The organism is Bacillus sp. 3255 (assembly GCF_031456485.1).
Taxonomy (GTDB): Bacteria; Bacillota; Bacilli; order Paenibacillales; family NBRC-103111; genus Paenibacillus_E.
On sequence record NZ_JAVDUS010000017.1, the window covers coordinates 56065 to 78414 of the forward strand.

At 41.8% G+C, this 22350-nt stretch carries 34 protein-coding genes; 6 read left to right on the forward strand and 28 right to left on the reverse strand.

Annotation, left to right across the window (positions count from 1 at the left end; genetic code table 11):
* Window positions 1-16: 16 nt before the first annotated feature.
* From J2X61_RS23935 to J2X61_RS23945, 3 genes are all read right to left on the reverse strand, one after another.
* Window positions 17-268 (reverse strand): DUF7667 family protein, encoded by a 252-nt coding sequence (locus J2X61_RS23935; protein ID WP_310191240.1) that lies wholly within the window; start codon window positions 266-268, stop codon window positions 17-19.
* 24 nt (window positions 269-292) lie between these two features.
* Window positions 293-442, reverse strand: coding sequence for a hypothetical protein (locus J2X61_RS23940; RefSeq protein ID WP_310191243.1), 150 nt, complete (start codon window positions 440-442; stop codon window positions 293-295).
* A gap of 386 nt (window positions 443-828) precedes the next feature.
* Window positions 829-1140: a helix-turn-helix transcriptional regulator gene (locus J2X61_RS23945; protein WP_310191245.1), complete on the reverse strand. Its 312-nt coding sequence runs from the start codon at window positions 1138-1140 to the stop codon at window positions 829-831.
* Between the two features lie 115 nt (window positions 1141-1255).
* On the opposite strand from J2X61_RS23945, the gene J2X61_RS23950 reads away from it, so the two are divergent.
* Window positions 1256-1648 (forward strand): helix-turn-helix domain-containing protein, encoded by a 393-nt coding sequence (locus J2X61_RS23950; protein ID WP_310191248.1) that lies wholly within the window; start codon window positions 1256-1258, stop codon window positions 1646-1648.
* A 236-nt stretch (window positions 1649-1884) separates the two neighbouring features.
* Window positions 1885-3420 carry a cold shock domain-containing protein gene (locus J2X61_RS23955; RefSeq protein ID WP_310191251.1) on the forward strand — a complete coding sequence of 512 codons (1536 nt, stop codon included), beginning with the start codon at window positions 1885-1887 and terminating at the stop codon, window positions 3418-3420.
* 167 nt (window positions 3421-3587) lie between these two features.
* On the opposite strand, the gene J2X61_RS23960 is transcribed toward J2X61_RS23955, so the two are convergent.
* On the reverse strand, window positions 3588-3815 hold the full coding sequence (locus J2X61_RS23960; RefSeq protein ID WP_310191254.1) for a hypothetical protein: 228 nt from the start codon (window positions 3813-3815) through the stop codon (window positions 3588-3590).
* A 399-nt stretch (window positions 3816-4214) separates the two neighbouring features.
* Here J2X61_RS23960 and J2X61_RS23965 point away from each other — a divergent pair, with 399 nt between their 5' ends.
* Window positions 4215-5207: a restriction endonuclease gene (locus tag J2X61_RS23965; RefSeq protein ID WP_310191257.1), complete on the forward strand. Its 993-nt coding sequence runs from the start codon at window positions 4215-4217 to the stop codon at window positions 5205-5207.
* 102 nt (window positions 5208-5309) lie between these two features.
* Here J2X61_RS23965 and J2X61_RS23970 read toward each other — a convergent pair whose 3' ends face one another.
* The 12 genes from J2X61_RS23970 to J2X61_RS24025 form a co-directional block, all read right to left on the reverse strand.
* Complete coding sequence (locus tag J2X61_RS23970) at window positions 5310-5456, reverse strand: hypothetical protein (RefSeq protein ID WP_310191260.1); 147 nt, start codon at window positions 5454-5456, stop codon at window positions 5310-5312.
* Window positions 5457-5468: 12 nt separating this feature from the next.
* Window positions 5469-6287 carry an ATP-dependent DNA ligase gene (locus J2X61_RS23975; RefSeq protein ID WP_310191263.1) on the reverse strand — a complete coding sequence of 273 codons (819 nt, stop codon included), beginning with the start codon at window positions 6285-6287 and terminating at the stop codon, window positions 5469-5471.
* Window positions 6288-6419: 132 nt separating this feature from the next.
* On the reverse strand, window positions 6420-7091 hold the full coding sequence (locus tag J2X61_RS23980) for a hypothetical protein (protein ID WP_310191266.1): 672 nt from the start codon (window positions 7089-7091) through the stop codon (window positions 6420-6422).
* A gap of 105 nt (window positions 7092-7196) precedes the next feature.
* On the reverse strand, window positions 7197-7586 hold the full coding sequence (locus tag J2X61_RS23985; RefSeq protein WP_310191271.1) for a hypothetical protein: 390 nt from the start codon (window positions 7584-7586) through the stop codon (window positions 7197-7199).
* 28 nt (window positions 7587-7614) lie between these two features.
* Window positions 7615-8892: a hypothetical protein gene (locus J2X61_RS23990; RefSeq protein ID WP_310191273.1), complete on the reverse strand. Its 1278-nt coding sequence runs from the start codon at window positions 8890-8892 to the stop codon at window positions 7615-7617.
* Between the two features lie 415 nt (window positions 8893-9307).
* A complete protein-coding gene (locus J2X61_RS23995) occupies window positions 9308-9490 on the reverse strand; it encodes a hypothetical protein (RefSeq protein WP_310191276.1) in 183 nt (60 codons plus the stop codon).
* A gap of 8 nt (window positions 9491-9498) precedes the next feature.
* Complete coding sequence (locus tag J2X61_RS24000) at window positions 9499-9894, reverse strand: hypothetical protein (protein WP_310191279.1); 396 nt, start codon at window positions 9892-9894, stop codon at window positions 9499-9501.
* A 264-nt stretch (window positions 9895-10158) separates the two neighbouring features.
* Entirely contained in the window at window positions 10159-10404 is a 246-nt protein-coding gene (locus J2X61_RS24005; RefSeq protein ID WP_310191282.1) for a hypothetical protein, read from the reverse strand.
* A gap of 130 nt (window positions 10405-10534) precedes the next feature.
* Window positions 10535-10855 (reverse strand): hypothetical protein, encoded by a 321-nt coding sequence (locus J2X61_RS24010; protein ID WP_310191285.1) that lies wholly within the window; start codon window positions 10853-10855, stop codon window positions 10535-10537.
* Window positions 10852-11055, reverse strand: a complete 204-nt coding sequence (locus J2X61_RS24015) for a hypothetical protein (RefSeq protein ID WP_274466320.1) — start codon at window positions 11053-11055, stop codon at window positions 10852-10854. The genes J2X61_RS24010 and J2X61_RS24015 overlap by 4 nt, the downstream gene beginning before the upstream one ends.
* Complete coding sequence (locus J2X61_RS24020; RefSeq protein ID WP_310191289.1) at window positions 11052-11186, reverse strand: hypothetical protein; 135 nt, start codon at window positions 11184-11186, stop codon at window positions 11052-11054. The genes J2X61_RS24015 and J2X61_RS24020 overlap by 4 nt, the downstream gene beginning before the upstream one ends.
* A complete protein-coding gene (locus tag J2X61_RS24025) occupies window positions 11183-11455 on the reverse strand; it encodes a hypothetical protein (protein WP_310191291.1) in 273 nt (90 codons plus the stop codon). Before J2X61_RS24025 ends, J2X61_RS24020 begins: the two co-directional genes overlap by 4 nt.
* Window positions 11456-11497: 42 nt before the next feature.
* Here J2X61_RS24025 and J2X61_RS24030 point away from each other — a divergent pair, with 42 nt between their 5' ends.
* Complete coding sequence (locus tag J2X61_RS24030) at window positions 11498-11716, forward strand: transcriptional regulator (protein WP_310191294.1); 219 nt, start codon at window positions 11498-11500, stop codon at window positions 11714-11716.
* Window positions 11717-11758: 42 nt separating this feature from the next.
* Here the strand turns inward: J2X61_RS24030 and rpoZ are convergent, their stop codons facing one another.
* The 3 genes from rpoZ to J2X61_RS24045 form a co-directional block, all read right to left on the reverse strand.
* Window positions 11759-11989 carry a DNA-directed RNA polymerase subunit omega gene (gene rpoZ, locus J2X61_RS24035; protein WP_310191297.1) on the reverse strand — a complete coding sequence of 77 codons (231 nt, stop codon included), beginning with the start codon at window positions 11987-11989 and terminating at the stop codon, window positions 11759-11761.
* A 238-nt stretch (window positions 11990-12227) separates the two neighbouring features.
* Window positions 12228-12608 (reverse strand): YolD-like family protein, encoded by a 381-nt coding sequence (locus J2X61_RS24040; protein WP_310191300.1) that lies wholly within the window; start codon window positions 12606-12608, stop codon window positions 12228-12230.
* Window positions 12609-12623: 15 nt separating this feature from the next.
* Window positions 12624-13094, reverse strand: a complete 471-nt coding sequence (locus J2X61_RS24045) for a YhjD family protein (protein ID WP_310191303.1) — start codon at window positions 13092-13094, stop codon at window positions 12624-12626.
* Between the two features lie 167 nt (window positions 13095-13261).
* On the opposite strand from J2X61_RS24045, the gene J2X61_RS24050 reads away from it, so the two are divergent.
* Both J2X61_RS24050 and J2X61_RS24055 read left to right on the forward strand, forming a co-directional pair.
* Window positions 13262-13936, forward strand: a complete 675-nt coding sequence (locus tag J2X61_RS24050) for a stalk domain-containing protein (RefSeq protein ID WP_310191306.1) — start codon at window positions 13262-13264, stop codon at window positions 13934-13936.
* Window positions 13937-14044: 108 nt separating this feature from the next.
* The gene (locus J2X61_RS24055; protein WP_310191308.1) at window positions 14045-15448 is read left to right on the forward strand and encodes an SEC-C metal-binding domain-containing protein; all 1404 of its coding nucleotides are present in this window, start codon (window positions 14045-14047) and stop codon (window positions 15446-15448) included.
* Between the two features lie 69 nt (window positions 15449-15517).
* Here the strand turns inward: J2X61_RS24055 and J2X61_RS24060 are convergent, their stop codons facing one another.
* The 9 genes from J2X61_RS24060 to J2X61_RS24095 form a co-directional block, all read right to left on the reverse strand.
* Window positions 15518-16270 carry a DUF1906 domain-containing protein gene (locus J2X61_RS24060; protein WP_310191311.1) on the reverse strand — a complete coding sequence of 251 codons (753 nt, stop codon included), beginning with the start codon at window positions 16268-16270 and terminating at the stop codon, window positions 15518-15520.
* A gap of 2 nt (window positions 16271-16272) precedes the next feature.
* On the reverse strand, window positions 16273-16734 hold the full coding sequence (locus J2X61_RS24065) for a phage holin family protein (RefSeq protein ID WP_310191313.1): 462 nt from the start codon (window positions 16732-16734) through the stop codon (window positions 16273-16275).
* A gap of 58 nt (window positions 16735-16792) precedes the next feature.
* On the reverse strand, window positions 16793-18070 hold the full coding sequence (locus J2X61_RS24070; protein ID WP_310191316.1) for an SGNH/GDSL hydrolase family protein: 1278 nt from the start codon (window positions 18068-18070) through the stop codon (window positions 16793-16795).
* 17 nt (window positions 18071-18087) lie between these two features.
* A complete protein-coding gene (locus tag J2X61_RS24075) occupies window positions 18088-20991 on the reverse strand; it encodes a fibronectin type III domain-containing protein (protein ID WP_310191319.1) in 2904 nt (967 codons plus the stop codon).
* A gap of 16 nt (window positions 20992-21007) precedes the next feature.
* Window positions 21008-21331 (reverse strand): BppU family phage baseplate upper protein, encoded by a 324-nt coding sequence (locus J2X61_RS24080; protein ID WP_310191323.1) that lies wholly within the window; start codon window positions 21329-21331, stop codon window positions 21008-21010.
* Window positions 21331-21456 (reverse strand): hypothetical protein, encoded by a 126-nt coding sequence (locus tag J2X61_RS24085; RefSeq protein ID WP_310191326.1) that lies wholly within the window; start codon window positions 21454-21456, stop codon window positions 21331-21333. Before J2X61_RS24085 ends, J2X61_RS24080 begins: the two co-directional genes overlap by 1 nt.
* Window positions 21457-21519: 63 nt before the next feature.
* Entirely contained in the window at window positions 21520-21654 is a 135-nt protein-coding gene (locus tag J2X61_RS24090) for a CD1375 family protein (protein WP_274466337.1), read from the reverse strand.
* Window positions 21655-21706: 52 nt separating this feature from the next.
* Window positions 21707-21817, reverse strand: a complete 111-nt coding sequence (locus J2X61_RS36460; RefSeq protein ID WP_396135489.1) for a CD1375 family protein — start codon at window positions 21815-21817, stop codon at window positions 21707-21709.
* A gap of 1 nt (window position 21818) precedes the next feature.
* On the reverse strand, window positions 21819-22190 hold the full coding sequence (locus tag J2X61_RS24095) for a hypothetical protein (RefSeq protein WP_310191329.1): 372 nt from the start codon (window positions 22188-22190) through the stop codon (window positions 21819-21821).
* Between the last annotated feature and the right edge of the window lie 160 nt (window positions 22191-22350).

Sequence of the window (22350 nt, forward strand, 5' to 3'; positions counted from 1 at the left end):
ATTTGGAAGACTCCTTTCATATCATCTGAGCTTCAAGCTCTTCAATTTGAATGCAGATTTCTTGGACCCATCTCATGTCACCGGCAACCTGAGCTTCTAAAGCTAGGCTTTTTAGGCTGTCATGCTTCCAGACAAGTTCCATGTTTTTCTTAAGAAGTTGAATGACTCTCATAGTTGCGACCGAATCCAATTCAAGGATTCCTTCTTCGTTCGTATTCATAAAAGCAATTTCTGCCATCTTACGGTGAACTTCGTGAATACCAATCATGAGAACACATCCTCTTTTTAAGTTTTAGAAGGAGTTGTACCAGAGCCACGCTGCTACAGCGCCGGCAATGACTACGAGTAAACCTTGAGCATCGGAGTAACTGGAGCTTTCGATAGTAACGCGGCTGCCGGGTTCAATATCTTGGCCATTTATTTTGATGCGCATATTACTCACCGTCTTCCGTGAAGGATTTAAGCAGCAGCATCATGCAGTGAATGAATTCTAGTGTCTTGTCATCGTCGATCTCAGCGGACTTATTAACGATATCACTGAACATTTGAAGCATAGTGACTGGCTTGGGTATCGGATCATTCTGAACTGCATGGCGTAACAGCGAAACCAGATATGATTTGTAATCAGGTTGCAAAGCATTCACCGTTCCTCTCAACAATGAATTGCATGATATGCCAGCCATGTAATTTTTATTTACATACAGGGCATGCGGAAATAAACCTCTTTCAAAGAAAGATGTTTAAATACGAACGAATGTTCCGCGTTGCGATATTCTTAATATCGTAATATACTTTGTATGTAATTATAAATTGCATCGAAGATAAATCTTAAACGGTTGAAAAGTTTTCTTGTAACGAATGGTAGTACATTTTCGCTTCTTCTACAAGGTCGGGAAACAATTCCTCGAAAGTGCCCCCAAGATAAAAAGTGTAGATAAGAGACATAATTAAACTTGGGTCGTTAGTGCCATTCTCAACCGAACGAATAGTCATATCTGTAACGCGAAGGTCGGATGCCATTCTGGTTTGAGTGATGTCCTTAGAAAGACGTAACTCTCGAAACCGTTGCCGCGGTTTTTGAGTTCTATCTTGTTTCTTCGGAGCTGATTTAGACCTTCTGGGAGCTCTTAGCATTTCCATTTTTCACCTCCTGTCCTGTTTGTAAATCGAATATACCACGCATTTTAAAATTTCGCAATATAAATTTATGTAATTTTGAATTACATAAACATGAATATAGCAAAGGGTGATTGTAGTGTCATTGGGCGATCGGATTAAAGAACGCAGAGCAAGACTTGATATGCTGCAAGAACAATGTGCAGATTTAGTAGGTGTAACCAGAGGGGTTTTATCATCATACGAAAGAAATGTAAGCATTCCACCAAGTGATGTTCTAGGTAGATTAGCCACTGCACTAAAAACGAGTTCAGACTTTTTACTTGGACTAACCGAAGATCCGACTCCAACTGTTAAAAGTAATGAATTACCTGATGAGGATGAAATTAAAAGAAGAAAATTTTTGATTGAGATGGAAGATATCTTGAGGAAAAGTTCTGATCTTGACGAAAAGATGATGGAGCATACTTTGCGGATTATGGAGGTTACTTTCTTGGAGAGACTTGGTGAATCGAAGAGGAAGAACAAGTAATTTACAATTATTTTGAATACATCGTCTTCATGAAATGCAGCATTAAGTAATTTATTTTTAAAAGGTGTGTCTCCTTTAATGGAATGACTCACCTTTTTTATTAAAGAATTTTCTTGAACTAGTCTGACGTTAGCGTTAAGCTAACGGGCAGTTTAACACTATCAGTGTATGGTATAAATACCAAAAATACGATTATTGGTATGTCTTGAAAAATCAAAAAGATTGGTGGAATGTTAATGGGTTTTTTCGAAAAAATTCGAAATATATTTTCGGATGAAATTGGCTACAGGAATAATTCATATCATACTAAAGGAGTAAGTGATAAGAAAATAATGGTGCCTAGAGATAATGACCACTTAGAGGTACTCAATATTGGTAGCAAAACAATTATCATGATTTACGGCTCTTATAGTAATGATAACAAAAGTAAATGTTGGATTGAAGGAAATTTGCAAGACGGGGAATGGGTGGATGCGGTAATTATGGAGCATACTGTATTCCAACCAGATAAAGACCTTTGGACCCGCCCTCCCATTAAAGGTCAAATAGGAACATATAATGGGGGATGGAAAAATAATAAATTTCATGGGTATGGTGTCCTTGAGACAACCGATATTCGAGCATTGTATAGAAAATTTTACGATTTTCTTAAATTAGAACCAGGGGAAAAAACTAATCTTTTGGGGGATCACGGAAGTAATTCGGGTGCTCTTTTCCTACTTACCAAATACGAAGGAAACTTTATAGACGGAATATTTAATGGTGAAGGAAAAGCCTATTACGGTAGGAGAACATATGATAAAGTTATTACCCAATTGTTATATGAAGGCGAATTTCAGTATGGAGTACGCAATGGGATTGGAAAAACATTTTATGACGACGGCTTAGTTCAATATGAAGGGCAATGGCTTCAAGGAAATATAGAAGGTAAAGGTGTATACAGGCTTAGAGCCGGAGATTTACTTTCGGGTAACTTTAAAAAAAATAGTTTTATTGATAAAAAGAACAACCGTTTATTAAAAGTTATTGATTCGCCTTCAGTATCAGGTTCAGGTTGTACTATTATTTATGAGGGCGGCATAAAAGACGGAAAACGGAATGGTCGGGGGAAAGAATACGATAACGGTCATGTAATATATGATGGATACTGGCTTAACGATAAAAGGCACGGTCATGGTAGTTCTTTCAGAGTTATTGATTATTATGATAAAGCAAGGTCAGTGAAAGAATATTGTGGGGAATGGGTAGAAGATAAAAAAAGCGGTGTTGGAACATCTTTTTTTGAGGATGGGAATATAGCATATCAAGGGCAATGGCAAAATGATTCCTTTCATGGGTCTGGTGTCTCATATAATCCTGAGAAAGATTGGGGTTATTACGGACATAAACTTTCCTATAGTGGGGGGTACCATTACGGTCTTTATCATGGACTTGGCACCCTCTATACACGTCAAGGTAAATTTGAAGGGGAGTTTGAAAACCATAATATTGTCGAAAATAAGGGGAAATGGATTTATTACCTCAGTCATGTAAAAGACTTTAACAAAGACAGAGGATTTGGTTTTATTCTGAAACATACTGAGTTGGTAGCTGGTAAAACTCCTAATCTTAAGGAGGATATATTTTTTCACATTAGCGATTTTCAGGGAAATGCAGAAGAAAGGTTCTCTTTAATAAATGGGGAATCGACTCGAGTGAGGTTTGAGTTGGCATATGATAGTACAAAGGGTCCAAGAGCCGTTAGAGTTTCATTACATAAAATTAGCCAGTGATATAGCAACATAGCGAAAATGTTTTTTTATAGTCCTGATTATAAAACTAACGAGGAACGTTAGTTCAATGACAAGCAAAACCCACCAACAAATGGTGGGTTTTGTAAATTACGTCATCAAGGAAAACATAAAATAAAATCACTGTTCAATTAAAGCAAAATAATAGTTCAATAACGCATAGGAAGTAAATCGTTTATGGTTAAAACCTTTGTCATACCTTTTTGGCTACTGTTGTGGTGTTTCATAAGTATAACTAAAGCCCTGTCACACATTTCATGATCTTCCTCAAGATTGTTAAGAAATATCTGGTAACAACCACTGCAAATTTCATTATATATTCCGCAGATATTCCCAAGTGGCAGTTGAAGAACATTTACGTTTTGAAGTACTGCCATGTTAATTGATGCATTAATCTTCTTCTCTTTGTGCATAATTCATCCCCTGGTATGTATTTTTTTCGGCAATAAACGTATACAAGCTCCCCTTCAATATAACAGAACATTCGTTTGCATAAATGTCATAATCCGGTCAAAATTAGCTTCTTACAGCATTACGCGGTAAGCTTGGGTTTATCGGAGTTATGGGCATTGGTGATTATCTCGGTGATTTTCTGTGTTGGACACTTTATGCAGGGATTAAGTGGTATAATCAGTTCAACGATATTCGGGCTATCACGGGGTATTTGTATTTCACAACAGGCAGCTTATTTATTCCGATCATCCTTCACATTCTATACGATGCAAAAGCAATATATATAACGATAATTCTTCAAAAAGAAAAGAGGGGAAGTTGGATTGTCTAAGCTTTGCTCAAAACACCGTGAAGAGCTGTTCGAGAAAATCGAGAACAACAAAATCGTGGCGTTCTGCGTGGATTGTGAGATCGACCGCATCTATAAGACAGAAGAACTGAAACACCGCGCTACTTTTCAAAGCATAAAAGGTGAAAACATTGCCATCATGAGAAAATACAAAGACAGTTTCGCTTCAGAACGCGTCAAATACCTAGCGAAGAAATTTCTACGTGTTTTGTTGTTTACTGGGTTATCATTTATTTTGATAGGCTGGTTCTTTTCATTTCTTATAAGTCTTTCACTCGCGCTTGCGGAAGGTTTATTGCATCGATTTTTCACCTTTACAGCTTCATTTGACAGTAGTTTGTTAGGTGCTGATTATTGGATATCAGCAGGCATTTATTTTTTGATTGTGTTTATTTTTTATTGGCGTCAAGATGAAACTAAAATGCTCCAACCGCAACTGATTCCCGAACCCATCCCTCCTGTTCGAGAGCAAATAGAGAATCGTGTTTTAGACGAGGCAGAAAGGCAAATTTCAGAGGTTACGAAATACAAAAAGCGGATTCTCGAAGAATACTTGCTGGTGGCTTCCGACATCCAAGAGGTAGACCAAATGGAAGGCGTGGAATTTGAGCATTTTTTAGCGGATATATTCCGACGCAAAGGGTACAATGTGCAATTAACGCCGGCCAGCGGCGACGACGGCGTGGACTTAATCATCGAGAAAGCAAGAAGAAAAATCGCCGTCCAATGCAAACGATATAGCGGGACGGTTGGCGTATCAGCCGTCCAGGAAGTGTTTGCGGGTAAATCCTTCTATGATTGCGATGAGGCTATGGTGGTCACGAACTCCACCTTAACGGCACCTGCCGTCAAGACAGCGCGGAAACTCGGCGTGACACTCTGGGACCGAAGCCGTTTGATTGATGTGCTGGCGGAAACGCAGACGTCAATCGAATGGGACGATTATCTAAAACGTTATTATGCATAAGAAAAAACAATAGACAAGTTTGGAAGAAGATGTTAATATGTTTTCGTACCGGAAGCACCGGACAATGCGAAAGCCCGAGGGAAAGAATCCCCGGGCTTTTATTTATTCTTCATCAATTAGAAGGTAGGCTTGCAATGTCGTATCAAAAATTACAACCTGTCCTGCATCGTTGTAGTCCATATCATTCACATCTAAGTGACTAAGTATCTTCTCTTTGCCGGTCTCCATGTGTCTTACACGATACTCCATATAATTCATCCCCTATACAATAAACTCCTCAAACACCGGCAAACGCATCGCCCCTGATTTATACCAATCGCGATATTTTACTTTGCAGCGTACAACCGGCTTCACATAAACATGATCCTTGCTCTCACCACTCTTAAACGACTGAAACACAGGCCACATTGATTCACGAGCAGACTGAGTGATTCCGAGCTCCATAGTGCCGATCGGCCGTATACGTTCTCCTTCCGGATATCCAAGCAACCAAGAGTATTCCTTCTTGCTGTACCCAGTTATGTAGACCTCGGCATTCTGATAATTGATTACCTTTTGCCACGACCAAGAACGCGTTCCCTTTTCATACCTCGAGTCTTTCTTCTTAATCACAATACCTTCGAGCCCATGCTGACATACGATCTTAAAGAAATCCTTTGCACTACCTTTTATCGGTCGAACAATTCTATAATGCTCTGTCTCCTCAAGTGTCTCTTCAAGCAATTTCTTACGTTGTACTAACGGCAATCCAGTCACATCTATGCCGCGGTGGTACAAGATATCAAAAGCCATAAATACAACGGGTTTACGCCTCTTGCTGGATCTGAATCCTGCGTTCGTTGATTCAAAGTCTGCACGCCCGAGTTCATCAAGAACTACAATTTCACCATCCAATATCGTTCCCTTCGGAATTGGCGGATTGTGCAGCTCGGGGTATTTCACTGTTGCATTGGTGTTCTTTGTATATAAGTTGAGTTCATCCATATTAGAAACTATCAATCGAATGCCGTCCCACTTCAGTTCTGCTAATGTGGAAATTCCATCAAACGGTTCATTGTTTTTGGCATATTGGAGAAGCATTGGAGGAATAAACATTATCTTCATCACCCATAATAATCGTACACCTTAGAGCTATACATGACTATTGGTACTTGAAGGAAAAAGCCCGAGTCCTCTTTCCTCGGGCTTTCACACGTTGCATTTTGCTTTATTTTATTCAACCTTGTTAGTAACAACAGCGAGCTGAGTTGTTTTACCTCCAAGCTTATTCTCCACTTCCACATGACCTACAGGATATGCGACTAATGTTAGTTGATTCCCTACCTTCAGTTTTCCACTTGCGACTGTAGAAAATAAATCAATGATAGTACCATCCGTAGCAGTGAAAACAACTTGTGAAAGTACTCCAGATTTAACAAAATCGCTACCAGGAGGATAGTCTTGCACGATGCCAATTGTACCTGTAAATTTAATCGGTTTGCCATAGTAATTCCATGGGGTCTTTAATACATCCTCAGCTGGAACTTCAGCTCCCTGAGGTATATCGCCAGTTGCTTTCAGCATTTTAACCCCAAGTGCTAAGTTACCATTTTTGTCTGCGTGCAGATCCTTAACATTCCAAGTAGGGTTTTTATCTTTTTCTTCTTCTGACTTTACTGTGACTGCATCCTTGTTTTGCGATAATGCAGGTTCACTGTCTGTCTTAGGTGCGCTAACTCCGACAAGTATGAAACATGCGATCATACCCAGAATGTAGGTGAGCAACACCTTCCCTCGAGTCTTTTTTTCTGCCTTCCCCCAAAAAATAACGGCTTTCGGTTTAATCAACCCAACAATAATTGCGATAAAACAAACGAATAATAATAGTGTAAAAAAACCGACCAACCCAATCTCCTCCTGATTTCCTAAATCTAACTTTATCTAATACTTCAACGTATTCCGAACAATTCCTTTTAGAATCAACTTAAGTCGAATAAGCTTTTCATCTCTTTATTGCAACTCCATGACACTAGAAATGACCTTCAATTCCCGATTTGCGATATTCAAACCCTCGATATTCTTCTGAGTGGAGATCACATATAAGTGAGGCATAATTGCGCTGGAGCTTGCTCCTGACCGCCAATTTTGAAACTCTGCTGATTTATAAGCCTCCTCAAAAAACGAATTATAAACAGAGAATTTACTTTGCCACTGCTTCACACTTAAAGGTGTTCTCTGGACCTCCACACAACCCAACTTCTTTTTCCCTTCTGGCGTCACAAAAGCAAATACGGCATCTGGATTCCACACTAACGACCTGCCTGCAAAACTGAACTCCTGCTTGTATTCGTAGAGCCATTGAAACGGCTGCAAGGTGAAATATATCTCCCCAACTTCCAAAGCGTGCTCAACGTGCTCACACGGCAGCCTAGACCCATTCATCATCTGCAGGCCCTTTCGTGTTAGACGCCATATTTTTGCGCGTCTGTGCCATTCCCATTCGATTAGTTTTTCCTGAAGCAGTTCCTGAAGGTTCTGTGAAGCTTTCTTTAGTGGGCTGGAATTTAAGTTGAACAGTTTTGCTATCTGATCCGTGCGAGCTATTGGAACTTGTGAAAGAGCCTTCAGTATAATTTCTTTCTTTGTTGGTGCGCTCAGAGTTGCCATTCTCGATGATCATTCCTTTCTTGAGTGGCGCCAACAATCTCTCCCACTCTCTATCGCCGCCAATGTATGGAGTCTGAACTAAAATATCTTCCCCGTGGGAATAGATGCAACGCCCCTTATCCTTAGGATTAATCTTCTCAGCTCCAGGACGATCAATGATAATTTGGGACCCGAAGTGATCCTTAGTTCGGAATGCAATGGAAGCTTCAACGTTATCTTTGAATTGCTTATTGATCACTCTAGCATCCGGCCGCTGTGTTCCGTAGATGCAAAACACTTTAGGTTCACGTCCTTTTCGACCGATGAATCCAATTGCATAATCACAATCGAATGCTAGTTCCTTATCCATAGTTCTCGCGGCGTACTGGGTTGGCGAAAGGTCAGCCGCCTCATCAATGAGTACAACAATCGGCTTGAAAGCAGCAACAGTCTCTTCACGATTCCCAAACTCCCTCGACTGAATTACGGCCTTTCTCCTCTCGAGCTCCTTCACCAATCCCACAAGTATCTTCCTGCTGGATTTAAGTTCATCCGCAACCGTTACAAGCCCCTCAAAAGGTGAGAAGGAATATCCTTTCATGTCGCAGATGTATACTTCGTAACCTTGCAAAAGAAGTTGATATGCAATCCATCTCTGCCAATCCGTCTTTCCTGCACCGGACGCACCGCCCTCCAGAATATGAACATTAAGGGGATGGTAAACAGGTTGCATTAACCGATCGTAGCCAATAAGCAATTGATTCTGCTTCAAGTGCTCCTTCTTAAAGCGCAAAGGAAACGGCCAATCTTTTTCGATGATTCTGCAGACGAGCAGCCCCTTGAAGTTGATTAACTCAACTTCTTTCCCACACGTCGCTATAAGCGCAGGAAGGTATTTCTCAGCCTCTTCATAGGACGAGTTTAGCGGTACATGGAATCCGATTTCCCACCCGCATATGACCCTTCTATGCTTGTAATACGTCCAACCCTTTTGCCCTTCCTTGATGTCTTTTAGCAATGGCTTATTGAGTATTCGAAGAATGCGTTGTGTGTAGTTCATATGCTTACGAGAACGAGGACTAAAGCTGCAGATAAGAGAAGTACAAGCGTAGTTTTTGGGTGATCTTTAAACCAATTTGAATTTGGTGTTGAACCTTGTTGATCTTGCCAGAATGGATCGGCCATAATGGCGGCACCTCCAGTGAGCGCAATGCGCGAATAAGTGAGTTGAGTGGAACGAAACGAAAGGATACGAAAAAATTAATAGGGGTGAATGTCACATAAGTTAAGCCGAACAAGCAATGAATTACCTCCCTGTACCATTCACCCCTGACTTTCACCGGGAACAAGCCGAGAATGTTGCTCGGACTTTCACCGGTTCTTAAATAATGATTGCCATTTATAAGCGTTGGACAATTTCCCGTGTGTTACTCCTTCGTGATGCTCGCGAAGAAACAAGACTTTGAACAGAGTGATCATGCCGGTTTCCCCACCAATCGGTTATAAGTTTTGGAGTCTTTGGGCACCACACGGAAACGGGGTTTATCGTTCATGATCTTGTAGCCGATCCAGGACCCAATAATGTAATAGCGGTATGCCGGGCAAACGATGTAAACCGTGACGGCAGCTAAAGCGAAAGCCGTTTTACCAATTTTCATATTCCACCTCATACGAAGTAATCTAGATGATCAATCATCGACATTCCTTTTTCTTTGAACACACGAATCATTTCACGCATGGTGTTTTGGTTGTCGACTTCAATGACTTTATTCATGAGTTTCTGATACAAACTATGGAGCGATGAGTTATCGTAATGATTACCTGGTTTGTTGAGGTACCTATAGATTTTATCCAGGTCCTCAACCTTGCTGCTTTTATCAATTAACTCTTCGACATATGAAGGAGAAAGGCCGACATCGGTTTTGAGATCAGCAATCTTATCTGCATGCGTCCATCGGAAAGAACTTTCAGCCGCTTGGATATCTCTGGCGACTATTCTACCTCCTTTATTGCCGATCTCCTTCGCGAAGAACTTAAGCAAGCCACCTAACGGACCAGACATCAAAGCAGCAGCTCCTTAATGATGTGAATGACATCATCTGCAGTCTGTTGATTCATAACTTCCGTCATATCAACGCGCGAAGCTTTTGCAAGCATTCTTACAAGCCAACTCATAAACATTACCTCCTAGTAAAATGCATGTCGTCGCCAATATGAAAAATGAAGTGTGGAACATCAAACCAAAAATCTAATGTTGCAATAAATATTTCAGCGGTAATGCCGGTTACTGCAATTGTCCATGCGAGAGTATTCTTCATGCTGACACCTACTTTTTGAACTTATCAGACGGCGGCCAATCAATATCGAACTCAGTTCGAAGCATATTCTTAAATTGCTCTTTGCTGCTCTCTTGCTTCTCAGATAAACGATTGAAAGGGATTATGGTATCTGGTTCATCCTCTATGGTGATATGGTAATGATTCGATTCCTCTTTCATTTTGTCTAAGCGAAATTTCGTTAGTAAAACCGCTGATGCTGCCATCATTCCTGCGCCTAATGGTAATAAAAACATCCTTACCATCCTCCCTTTTGATCAGCTTCGCACTTCGAGATGGTACACATTCTTTGGGGCTGCTCGGTATTGAAGCATAGGCTAGAACGCTGCCGGCAAAGATACAGAAGCCAGTGAACAGGCTAATCATTTATTGCACCCCTAGCACATCTGAGATAAATCTTCCCACGACGCCAATCTGCCCATCTCCACCAATATTTTGAATTAGATCTTTTACTAAGGAATGCAAGTAATTGTGGCCATGTCGCATGGTAAAGTGATAAGTGGATTGACCAAACCCGTATAATGCCTTTGTAACTACAAATGGTTCCGGATCAGCAAACGCTTTGCCAATTAATTTAGCGGTGCATACGTCAGGATTCGTGTCAACTCCGCATAATTCAATTGCCTTTGCACAATTCGATTGGTCAACAAGCTGCGAACACACCCTAGGAACTAGAGCGATCTTCATAACATCACTCCGAATGTGTGGGCGATTTCCCCGACCTTATCCCATACCCATTTCAAACTAACTACGGCAGCCGCCACATCCAAGATAATTGTGAAGAATATCGCGAAGTTTTTGCCACCCATGCTAACGATAAGATTATTTCCGATGTGGCCGATGATCGCTATCCCAACGATCGATAAAACTTGTGGTGGAATAATCACTTTGACTCGCCTCCGTAGTGCGCTATCAATGCCTCACGAACGATCTTTGAAACATCACGTTTCTTTTCCTTGAGCAACTTCTCCAGCAACCAACCTTTAACGCGAAACGTAAATCGCTTTTCTTTCATCATTTCAATTCATCCAGGTGCTTCAGAATTTGTGCTTTAATCTCCTCGTTAGTAATCTTCTGACCTTCAGTAAGCTCCATTGATAAAAGCAAATTAACATCCGCCAACATTTGCTCTAATCCCATACGCGTTGCCTGCTTGATAAAGTTGTTCTCTTGATGCACCACTCTTGCCATCGTCATCATCCTCTCTTTGTTGTCTGACAATATAGGTATATGGCCTATGCTTGGGCATGTTGTAAGTAATTTTGAAAAGGCTTGTATCTTTTTCATAGATTTTGTCCACTCTGGTGATATAAAAGGAGAGTGGATAATATGTTTGGATTAGGAAAGCCAAGAACAAAAGCGGGAAGTTTTTTGGATAACAATAAACTTACTCAAGAGAAAGTGAGGGTAGCCGCGGGTATCGATCGAATGACAATGGCAGCACTTTGTGGGAATGAGGATTACCACCCACATGCAAGAACGAGGATTAAATTTGTAGGGGCACTTCGTAAGATGGGATACGATGTTTCTGTCGAGGATTTTTGGTAAAAAAAAACGCCACCGGATTTCTCCGATGACGCTAGTTTGCTACTAACCTTTGTTTATTTTCTTATCGACTATCTCAGTCAAGATTTTCTCATAACTGATATAGTTGCCGTAAAGTTCTTCTAGTGCAATTCCCACATGTTTGTCAGACTTTTGACCTTTCAAATTTGATTTTGCACCGTCACGTAATGATCTTGCTCTCATGGAAGAAGCTACAACTAGCGAATACTTGCTATCCACGATATCAAGCAGTTTATCGATTGAAGGATATAACATTCAATTTACCTCTCCAGTCCCGGTGTTGCGATTTTTGGTACGTAAGACAAGTATATTAAATGTGTTTACTTCGGCCGTTGAGCCGAGGTTAGTTCATTTCACCCAGCATATGCGAGTACTTCGTAATTTGCAAGTATAAACAATAAATCACGAAATTATTTTTGGCAGGGTTAGAATTTTATTTATTATGCCCTCTTTTACTACCAATTATCCTCTGTATTGTTTTATGCCCTAGAAATTAGGGATCAATCATTTCATCTTCTGTCCATTCTTTGCTTAATTCGGCTCTAAGAACATCACTGTAGTTGATCCAATCCCAATTTATCTCACCAGTAAACGGGTCTTCTGTATCAAATCGAAATTCATTACGTTGGCTGCGAGTCACAATTCCGGTTAACTCCTTCGTCTCATACTCATCGTATAAAGTAAGAACGATCGGCTTCCTGTATATCTGCGATTGGCTCAACGTAGCTGAAATGATCTGTATCCCCTGATCGTCACGAATTGGCCGCGGGAGACGTTGACTTTCTTTACGTTTAATTATCGCAGCTTCTTTATGTTGGGGTAGCATCATCCGACTCGATTCCCATAGACCGTTATGTTCTAATTTCTTACCCACCAGAAATGCCTCCTATTAATCAAAATTAACAAACATTTTACGATCGACGTTTAACTCTTTCTTCTCAGTTGGGTCCGCGACTATTGGCTTGAATTTACTTTTATCCAGTCGAGCTACATACCTTCCTAACCGTACTGACATCTCTGCTTTTGCATATCCTTTCCAAATGCCAAAACTCTCCTCAAATCGCCGAACGTAAATTTTATAATCAAGTGTCGATCCTACTTTCCACGCCTTCACAACTTTAATATCAGCATCTTTGAGGCGTTTCTTAGATTCAACGTGATCAATCATAATCATATCAAGCAATTGCTGGAACTGATCTGGATGCAAGTGTTTGAGCGGTGTACTCTCAGGGAAAGTCATCCAATTATCGATCATCTCTAAAATCATTGGGAGTAAGATAAATGTGGTAATGTCATCTTGTTCTTCTTTAGTTGTAAACCCCATAGAACACCTCAATTCATTCAAAATGGGAACATTCATTCGTGTTTTAGTATTATACACCGCGGACGTAATAGTTATGCAAGTGAAATTTTATGGGAACGGAAAATGCGAACAGAGGATTAAATGTAAATTTAATGAAACTATTTGGTAGGATTTGGCGTAGGTATTACAGAAATGATGGGGATACAAAATGAGGAGGAATTCACTTGAAGAAGAAACTATTAGTTGCACTTGGACTATCTGGAATCATCGCGGCTTCTGTCGCAGTCGGGGCATATGCTGCTTCTGATATTAAATTATTTATTAACGGGAAATTGATCAATTCGGACATTCAGGTAGTAGACGGATCCAGTTATGTTCCTTTGAGGGTTGTTAGCGAAACTCTCGGAGCTGAGGTTAAGTGGGACGGAGAAAAGCGGGAAATTCAAATCACAGGTCAAGGATACAGTCCGGTTAAAGCTGCGAATCCAGCGAAGTCCTACGATGTTAAAGTGAATGTTACAAATGGACCTATGACTATGGATATATCTAAAGTAACTCTTGATCCAGCATATAAAGAGTATTCATTTTCTGAAGCGAAAGCCGCCATTATTCTTGATGTTACTGTCGAAAACACCTCAAATGATAAAGTGGAATGGTTTGTAGATCAATCCACTGTCGTGCTCAATACTAAAGAGCAAATTGAAGATACATTATCTGGTGATGAACGTATTACTTCTGAGTTCAATGGTAAGGTCGTTAAACAAGGGAAAATCATCTTCCCTGTAAAAAGCAGTAAGCTTGAGGATATTACAAACATCAAACTTCTTGTTAAATATGTTCTTGGTGAGAATTTAACTCGACTCGCAGATAATAAAGAAACAGAAATTATTCTTAAATAAAACGAAAAAATCCCCCGCCAGCCATTTACGGCCAGTGGGGGATTTATGAGATTTATATATCGATAAAGAGTGAGTTAATAATATATTTTTCCAGGAGTGTAATTAACTTTGAAACATAGCGATATCCATTTGTACTTAAAAAAAAAAATCCCTCAACAAGGCCACTCCTTGAGCCATTGTGTTCATGAATTCAGTATGCCTGAATATGGAATTTTAGTGCATCCCGTTGTTAATATGCTAGTTGAAGTACTTGTAGAAATAGAAAAATCATCAATTGGATTTGCTGTTAAAATGATTAATCGTATTTCAGAAACTTCTCAAATTCATCAGATCTATTCCAACTTTGCCGAAATACTTGTAATACAAGAAGCGCTTACGTTTGCTGACAAGGAAGATGGCATTAAATATCTTTTATCTGAACCACAAGTAAGCCTAAACTCAAAAAACCCTGAATTCCGTTCTAAAGCGAATAATATTTATTATGCTGTCGAAGTTAAAAGCCCAGATCTTGATCAATATGCTGTGACTAGACAGAGCGGGATTCAAGTAACATCTCATTTACATAACCGTAACCTAGCAGATGAGGATAAAGTATCAGATCCTAGGATATTGACAGTAAAAGAATTTCTTACAAGTGCTGAAGATAAATTCAAACAATATGTTACTAAGAAAGAATACAAAGATGATGTTCGTCTTGTTGCAATTGTTTGGGATGATTATGTTAATGAAGTGCTTCCAGCTTTAATAAGTCCTCAATGTGGAATGTTTACGGAGAACTCATTTTGGAAAAAGAGTAAATTTGAATTAATAGATGGAGTACTAATTTATCGTCACAGACATCAATTTGTTAGGTCACTATTCAGTGACAGTTTTATCAACGGGGTAAAGCATGCTTTCAAAGCAAAATCTGACACGCCTGTTTCCTTTGTTCAAAATCCAAATGGAAGGCAAGTACCAAAACCAATAATCGATGGATTTAACGCAATGCCTACCGATAGTTCGTTATACTTAACCGCGGAATATAGAGCTACTGATTGGGTTGATTGGCGTACTGGTGTTGCTATTGCTGGTCTCGATGCTGTACCACTAGAATACCATAGTAGAGTTTTTGAAATTTTAAAAAGAACCACACGTAGAAAAACACCTTTGGTATTGCCTGATATGGCTAATTTCGGCACAATTAATCTCGATCTTTTGATTGAGCAAAATACTATAGATGGGGAAATCTATATTAAAGGGTTTTTCAAGGATCTTAAGCGTACTGCCAAAGTCTCTACAGAGATTCAACGGGCATCTGCAAGATCATTAAAAAAAATGATAAAAGAAGATGAAGAAATGAAACGGAGGGCATTAGCAGAAAGGTTTACCAAATATTCATTACAAAACAATGCTAATAAGCACTCAAACTTAACTACATCAAACAATAAAAACAATAAGGAAACAACTCTCGGCAGAAATGATCCCTGTAGTTGTGGTAGCGGAAAAAAATACAAAAAATGCTGTATGAATTAGCACAGCTTAAAATAGTCACCATCCCTCATTAACCTTATATGTCAATGAGGGAATTTAAACTTTTGTTACCTATTGAAGCTGACCTGATACTCTTCGCAATTCATTTGCCAATCGATGGACTTCATCTTTACTAGACTGATCAATACATAAACCATATAAAGCTTTTAAAACATCGATGACCTTATTTGCATCCTCGACTTTAAGCATCGGTTCTTCCTCCTTCACTTTCAGATTGTTCCATGCTCCTTCATTTCCAAAGCTTTCATTCAAATCAACACCGATACCGTTCAACGTCAGACCCAAACCTTGCGGCCCGCAATCGTATTGATAAATATTGGCTTTGTCAGAAACTTTACCATAACTCCATGCTCGTGTTTGCCAGAAGCGCGAGCAGGCACCGGATGCATATACGGCTTCAATAACTGCATATGAGCCATAAACGCCAGTTGTATAATCCGGAGTGGCTTCACTTGCTGCCCGTATGTACTCGATCACTGTTGCCATCTGAGAAGCCCTGGCCTCGAAATCAACTGCGAAATAGATGCAGCTGCCGATCGGTTGCCCAACTTGCTTAGCCACCTGAACAGCTGTTGCTCCGTCAGCCAATCCGGCAGCACGGCCGCCAAGTGCTCGATCAGCAGTTGTTTCGAACACTGAAATGATATCGATGCCGGCTTGATTTAGAGCCTCAGCTTCTTCTCTCTTCAGTGCTTTCCAACTGCTAGCCGGGACCAAATAACGAGCAGCGAATTGAAAACCATCTGCAGCAAACAATGCAGCTGTCTTCGCAGTTAATGGGGTTGCACAGTCGAATCCTTTCATTTCTACACATCCTTATCTTGTGACGTCCCATCACCTTTTGCCTTAAGTACCTGGATCATTTCTTTTAGCTTTGGAGGCATCGGCAGCCCCAGCCGACCGTAATTCTCAGTGATCGAAATAAGCTCATTGGCTAGATAAAAATAAATAGCACCCGTCATTAAGACATTGGTGCCAAGTAAGATATCCATCCTATGTGCCAGCACAACCACCACGGCCATGAGGAACTTCTTGAAGATTCCAAGGAAGCCAACTTTGCTGCTCAGTCCTTTTTCCTCTTTAATAGAAGCTCCAATGCCCGTTACATAATCAATCACCATCGCCAAGAAGAAAAAGCTTAGCAATTCCGACCACCCCCCATAGGCATAAGTGAGAATTGCACCGATTATTCCCGTTGATGTCGTAAGGGCTGCGGCTTGTTGTGTGGTCGGCAATCCTAATCCATCTGCTAATATTTTCTTATACATGCTCCACTCTCCCAGAATTGAAATAAGCCCCGATCGGATCGGAGGCCAATTTTACAAGTTATGTATTTAGCAAATACTCCACAAACCTTGTAATCGGCTTGGCGATGATTAGATGTCCCGCGTCGTTTAAATGAGTCCCATCAGGCATGTAAGTGCTTATGAAATCTGTGCCTTTCTCGATAACAATGCCGCTTTCTGCGTACAGGTTCAGGAATGGGAAGTTGTAATACTCTGCAACCTCTTTGATGATTGCGATGTATTGTAGCATGTCTGTACGTGAGACGACTGTCCGTTGAATTGGTGACATGACGCCAATTTTTGCATTCGGGAATTTATCCATAGCGAGTTTAAATGTTTTATGCAGCGCTCCGTAAAACGTTGTGATTTCCCTATCTGTAAATGTGCCGAGGGGGGATTTATTACCGATGTCATTCGTACCACCCATGAAAGTGATAACGTCTGCGGCTGTGACTACATTCTGCAAGGTTTCAAACAACGTCCCTGTAATGCCACCGGACGTTACACAATAGCGGTCGCCGCTCATGTCGAACAGAGTGACGCGTTCAAGACTCAAGTTCTCACAAACCGTCTTTTGGTACGCTCCAGGTGGGCTTGAAATTGAGTCTCCGATTCCTGCGTACTTTAGCCCCCTGTATGACGGTTTAAGAGCCTTAACAAGTGATTGCCGTATGTTCTCTGATCTTATCGTCAATTGCCGTGTATCGTACGTCAGGGCCGATGTGACATATATGTTTTCACTCAAGTATCCAAGGTTGATAAGGTCCCCGTTTGTCGTCGAAGAAAGCCGAACATATTTAGCCCCCACCGGAACAGTGAACGTATTGCCAATTCCCGAAGGAACGGGACCAAATGTAACGGCCGAAACGAATTGCTTGCTTGCGTTGTAGTAGCAACTACTCCAAGTCAAGTTAGTACGGTATGTTTGCCCCTCTACGACCTCAATGAAGTCCGTTACGAAAGCCCCGGTGTATGTGTTCGCTACGCCCGTAGATGCCCCAAGAAGCCTATCCGTCGTGACTGTCGCCTTATTGTAACATTGCAATATCTCTTCATTCAGAAAGCGAGTCTGACGGGCTGTGATGGAGTTATCCAAGATAACCCCGCCACTCCCTCCGCCAAACGGTGCCCCGTTAAAAGTCGGTATGCCCCCACTCTCGCCTATCTTATTCAACGTCGCAAGATTTGGGTGCGTATGACTATTCCCGCCACCTGATTGTTCAACTCCGTCTATCGTAAGCTTGTTGTTATTGTTAATGCCGACCCTATCTAAATCTCCTTTGTTGGCGTGTGAATGACCTGGAGGCTTATTAATCATGCAAGCTTTCCTCCTTTCTAAATGACTTTAACTTCAAAGTTATCCATCCTTGAATCGGTCGCTCCATTAGATACCAACCCTACCTTGGTTGCTCCGAACAAAACGCTTGTTTGAAGATCGATAACTAATGTCGACCCAAGGTAGCCTCTTATACGTTTACCTTCAAGGACTACTCTCAGCTTGTACGGTGCGGCGATCGCTGCTTGTACTGATTGCACTATCACCGTTTGAATATTAGCAACGTGCTTAATCAGTTGAATGGTGTGCGTGCCGGCGGTACCCTTACGCACCAGTTCCAAGTAGTTGGATGGATCTGTGTATCGGAACACTATCCCGTACTGCGTTGCGACGTCAGCCGATACGTCGACTGACAGCTCGAGCCCACTCGCATACGCAGAATCGATCCAGTTCAGAAGAGTTCCTGCAGCGAACGAAGAGTAAGCAGCATTGCTGATGATCCCAAGTCCGTTGGCGTTTCCAGAAGTCCAAGTGTGGCCGGAAGAAGATGTACCTAAGGTCGTAGCGGAATCTGAACGGTCGAAGTTGTCTGCAATGACCACACTTCCACTAGCGATAGGTGTTATTGTATAAACCTTTGTATACACCGCGCCTACATTACCAAGACTGTCAATCGCGCGATATTTCAACGTCGTAGTTGTAGGGATTGAGATAGGTGCCGTGTACGGTGTCTTAGTATTATCAGGAGTAGATCCATCGGTCGTATAGTAGATCGAAGCGGTCTCTGTATTGATGGTCGAGAGAGTGACTGTTTGTGGGGTGGGATAAACTCCATCCATTAAAGTGTTAGAAACCCTTGGAGCTTCAAGATCCACAACCTCTTGTATGATAAAGTTATCGAACTTCGGAACAGTAGCACCGTACAAAGCTATTCCGTGTTTCGTTGCAGCAAACATCAGCGTGTCGAGGAAGGAGAATTGCAGAACCCCGTCCATAAAACACTCCACTAATTGCCCGCTCAACTTAACCTTCAGAGTATGAGTCGAACCCGCCACGCTTGCGATAGTTTTGTCAGCAGGAATGTCGACGGTTTCTGCACCACCGGTTGGAGCTGGACTCGTAGTGAAGATGCCGAGCTTTGTATCCGATTTGAAGCCAAAGGCGTATAGGCTACCTGCACTGATATAACGGAACAAGATCCCTACCATTGTCGCTGAGAACGTGGAAGGAATTGTGACTTCCGCGTTGATCTCCAGGTTATCAGATTTAGCGGCGTCAACGTACGTCCACCCAGTACTCGTCAAAGATGTTGAACTTCCTGCTTGATTTCCAATAATTTGAATGCCGCCGGACCATACTTTGCTGCCTGTTGCAGTAGTTCCAAGGGAAGCAGAATCAGCACGGTTAAAGTCATCCGTAATGCTAAGTAAAGAAGGGGTCGTAGTGGCTGTTGTTGCTGTCACCGTAACAGCCGTTGAGCGATTTCCTGCTCCATCTATAGCAACAAGACGGAATGTAAAAAGTGTGTTTGCGGTAAGCCCTCCGACCGTGTAGCTGTTTGAAGATGGGTTAATAGATCCGCTCGACACCGTGAAATTCGTCCCATCTGTGGAGTATGCCGCCTCATATGACGTCACATCACCACTAACGGAGAGAGTCCACGAAAGCGGCACACTGTTTGCTGTCGGAGTTCCGGCTGAAAGCCCTGTAACGGGACTAGGCGGCGTTGTATCCGCAGCTGCAGTAGTCGTGAACGTTGTGCTTGTGCCACTCGCCACATTCCCTACTGCATCTTTTGCTTTAACTGTGTAAGTGTACTGAGTGCCTGCTGTAAGCCCTGTGACGTTGTATGTGGTCCCTGTCACGGTCGTCACTAGATTGGTGCCACTGTAGATGTCATACCCCGTAACCGCGACGTTATCCGTTGCTGCCGTCCAATTGAGAGTTACTCCTGTTTGCGTCAATCCACTTGTCGTGAGATTCGTGACATTGCTTGGGGCTGTTGTATCCGCCGGCGGTGCGCTCGTTGTTACATCCACACTTGTTCCACTTGCAGCATTCCCACTCACATCTTTAGCCTTTACCCAAAGAGTATAGGCTGTAGAAGCAGCCAAGCCATTCACATTGTAGGTCGTTCCCGTAACATTGGCTAAGAATGTGGTTCCGTTGTAAATGTCATAAGATGCTACATCACTCGATACTGAAGCGGTCCAGTTCAGTGTTAGACCGGTCTGCGTGATATTAGACGTTGTAAGATTTGTAACGTTCGCTGGCGATGTAGTGTCAGCACTTGAGGAAGTTGTAACTGTGGTTTGAGTTCCCGACGAAATGTTATTCGCTGCGTCTTTTGCCTTGATTGTAAATGTGAATTGGGTGGCTTGAGTCAACCCAGTAACATTGTAGGTTGTATCCGTTACAGTTGCGAGTAGAGTGGATCCGCGGTAAACATCATAACCAGTGCAGTCACTAGAAGCAGAAGCATTCCATGTTAGTGTCAGGCTTGTAGCAGTGAGATTTGATGTAGTGAGATTGGTGACGTTGTCAGGTGGAGTGGTGTCGATTGGGGGTTGAGTTACGACAGATCCACCAATTGTTTGTATACCCTCAGCACGCCAGGGTACCGTGCTGTTGATAGTGACGACCGTAAAAGGTTTGTATCGTCCTGACACGACTTCTCCAGCTTTAACCACTCTTGTTTTACCGTTAATGGTGAAAGTTAGATCCGCTGCCCCAACTGTTCCAGGTACCGAATCATTACTTATTTCGATCCCAGTCATCTCACTTGTAAATTCTTTTGTTAAGTTGCCGCTGCCGCTGAAAGGTTCATCTGACACTTCTACAGACGACTGCATCCGGTAAGAACCACCCGATCCCCTTACGAGCTCCCAATCTCCCTGCTCATTCAAGAATTGAGGAGGAGTGATGTTGCCTATTTTAATCATTGGTTTAAGTTCATCAGGCATTAATTAAATCCACCTCCTACGCTAGATCAGATTCAAAATTGATTAAGATGTACCCTTGATTCGGGAAGGTCTCGACACTTCCGTCCTCATAAGTAACCTCGAACTCAGCCTTCATTGTCCCGAGTGCTGTTACTTCTTCTGGCTCGAAAACAAAACATACAATACCATCGTCAGCAACTAGGATATCCGCTTCACGATTTACTAGGAGCAAACCCTTTCTGTATGTCGCCATTTTGAATTTTACCGAAGCATTATTCAATTTCACCGGCGTCCCTTTAGGGCTTATAAGAGTCGCTTTAATGGCCGTCCTTGTGTCTCCTCGTTTCATGGTTAGTGCCATCAATCCACCTCTTTCCGCTCAGCAACATTTTGCACAGGAGCAACGAAATGTAGGAGGGTTTCGACCTTTACGAGCTGCACGTCAACACTATTTTTGATGGGTTCAATAACGATGCTTTTATCCATGATTACCACCTTCTCTAAAAAGACAATAAGCCCCGATTCGGACTAAACCGGGGCATAATTCAATTATTCCAATGGCTTGCCGTCAGTTCCCAGGTCCATAGCAGCGAGTTCAGCTTCCACAGCTGGCTTCAAGTTAACAGGAACTTGTTCGAATGTTTTGTAGCCCTTGACGATTAGCGTTACGTATACTGTGACCATTGTGTCTTCACCTCCTCCCAACAACAAAAAAAGAAGCCATATAATGGCTCCTCTAAACATTGTTTTGATCCAGTAAAACTTGAACTTTTGGTCTTAAATTCAACGGCACTTCGTCGATCGTTTTCTTTCCAAACAGAATGAGCTTGTAATAGATTTGTACCATATTACTCCGTGCCTCCTTGAAGTGCCAAAATCATTTCGTACAACTCTGTGATGGCCAACATATTGTTGATGGTTTCTTGCTCTGCAGCAGCCTTTTCGGCTTCTTTTTCTTCGTATACTTGAGTTAGCGCAAGCATGAGATTGATTGTTTCTTGCTCCAGCTGAGCTATTTTTATTTGGTCTGGCGTCGGTTGCGGATCCACCGGTTCAGGAGGAGGCGCGGGCGTCCAACTGCCGTTGGAATAAATATCTCCTGGGTTCACGTTGTCCTCTTCCGTTAGTGGTATCATGTGATCCGCAACGACTTCACCGGAAAGGTGGGACACGCTCACACATACCCCGGTTGCTAAATCGATTTGTCCATATTTAAACATTGGGTTTTCCTCCTAGAAAAATTCAATGACTTCCCAAGCAAAGTTTGCGTTGCTTGAATAAGTGCCCGCTTGCTCTATTCTTATCGTCGTCGAGTTAAGGAGATAGCACCTATATACGGAGTTACCAGAAGAAATTGTATACATATTCCCCGTATTATTA

Excerpts from the sequence above, each read along its gene's own strand:
- J2X61_RS24065 (WP_310191313.1), bottom strand. The coding sequence starts at position 16,734 with ATGTATAAGAAAATATTAGCAGATGGATTAGGATTGCCGACCACACAA.
- J2X61_RS24030 (WP_310191294.1), top strand. The coding sequence starts at position 11,498 with ATGTTTGGATTAGGAAAGCCAAGAACAAAAGCGGGAAGTTTTTTGGAT.
- J2X61_RS24090 (WP_274466337.1), bottom strand. The coding sequence starts at position 21,654 with ATGGTCACAGTATACGTAACGCTAATCGTCAAGGGCTACAAAACATTC.
- J2X61_RS24005 (WP_310191282.1), bottom strand. The coding sequence starts at position 10,404 with ATGTTTTTATTACCATTAGGCGCAGGAATGATGGCAGCATCAGCGGTT.
- J2X61_RS24025 (WP_310191291.1), bottom strand. The coding sequence starts at position 11,455 with ATGAAAAAGATACAAGCCTTTTCAAAATTACTTACAACATGCCCAAGC.
- J2X61_RS24095 (WP_310191329.1), bottom strand. The coding sequence starts at position 22,190 with ATGTTTAAATATGGACAAATCGATTTAGCAACCGGGGTATGTGTGAGC.
- rpoZ (WP_310191297.1), bottom strand. The coding sequence starts at position 11,989 with ATGTTATATCCTTCAATCGATAAACTGCTTGATATCGTGGATAGCAAG.
- J2X61_RS23995 (WP_310191276.1), bottom strand. The coding sequence starts at position 9,490 with ATGAAAATTGGTAAAACGGCTTTCGCTTTAGCTGCCGTCACGGTTTAC.
- J2X61_RS24085 (WP_310191326.1), bottom strand. The coding sequence starts at position 21,456 with ATGGATAAAAGCATCGTTATTGAACCCATCAAAAATAGTGTTGACGTG.
- J2X61_RS36460 (WP_396135489.1), bottom strand. The coding sequence starts at position 21,817 with ATGGTACAAATCTATTACAAGCTCATTCTGTTTGGAAAGAAAACGATC.
- J2X61_RS24045 (WP_310191303.1), bottom strand. The coding sequence starts at position 13,094 with ATGAATGTTCCCATTTTGAATGAATTGAGGTGTTCTATGGGGTTTACA.
- J2X61_RS24075 (WP_310191319.1), bottom strand. The coding sequence starts at position 20,991 with ATGCCTGATGAACTTAAACCAATGATTAAAATAGGCAACATCACTCCT.
- J2X61_RS23960 (WP_310191254.1), bottom strand. The coding sequence starts at position 3,815 with ATGGCAGTACTTCAAAACGTAAATGTTCTTCAACTGCCACTTGGGAAT.
- J2X61_RS23990 (WP_310191273.1), bottom strand. The coding sequence starts at position 8,892 with ATGAACTACACACAACGCATTCTTCGAATACTCAATAAGCCATTGCTA.
- J2X61_RS23970 (WP_310191260.1), bottom strand. The coding sequence starts at position 5,456 with ATGGAGTATCGTGTAAGACACATGGAGACCGGCAAAGAGAAGATACTT.
- J2X61_RS24020 (WP_310191289.1), bottom strand. The coding sequence starts at position 11,186 with ATGATGAAAGAAAAGCGATTTACGTTTCGCGTTAAAGGTTGGTTGCTG.
- J2X61_RS24010 (WP_310191285.1), bottom strand. The coding sequence starts at position 10,855 with ATGAAGATCGCTCTAGTTCCTAGGGTGTGTTCGCAGCTTGTTGACCAA.
- J2X61_RS23975 (WP_310191263.1), bottom strand. The coding sequence starts at position 6,287 with ATGCTTCTCCAATATGCCAAAAACAATGAACCGTTTGATGGAATTTCC.
- J2X61_RS24000 (WP_310191279.1), bottom strand. The coding sequence starts at position 9,894 with ATGTCTGGTCCGTTAGGTGGCTTGCTTAAGTTCTTCGCGAAGGAGATC.
- J2X61_RS23935 (WP_310191240.1), bottom strand. The coding sequence starts at position 268 with ATGATTGGTATTCACGAAGTTCACCGTAAGATGGCAGAAATTGCTTTT.
- J2X61_RS23945 (WP_310191245.1), bottom strand. The coding sequence starts at position 1,140 with ATGGAAATGCTAAGAGCTCCCAGAAGGTCTAAATCAGCTCCGAAGAAA.
- J2X61_RS23955 (WP_310191251.1), top strand. The coding sequence starts at position 1,885 with ATGGGTTTTTTCGAAAAAATTCGAAATATATTTTCGGATGAAATTGGC.
- J2X61_RS24060 (WP_310191311.1), bottom strand. The coding sequence starts at position 16,270 with ATGAAAGGATTCGACTGTGCAACCCCATTAACTGCGAAGACAGCTGCA.
- J2X61_RS24080 (WP_310191323.1), bottom strand. The coding sequence starts at position 21,331 with ATGGCACTAACCATGAAACGAGGAGACACAAGGACGGCCATTAAAGCG.
- J2X61_RS24070 (WP_310191316.1), bottom strand. The coding sequence starts at position 18,070 with ATGATTAATAAGCCTCCAGGTCATTCACACGCCAACAAAGGAGATTTA.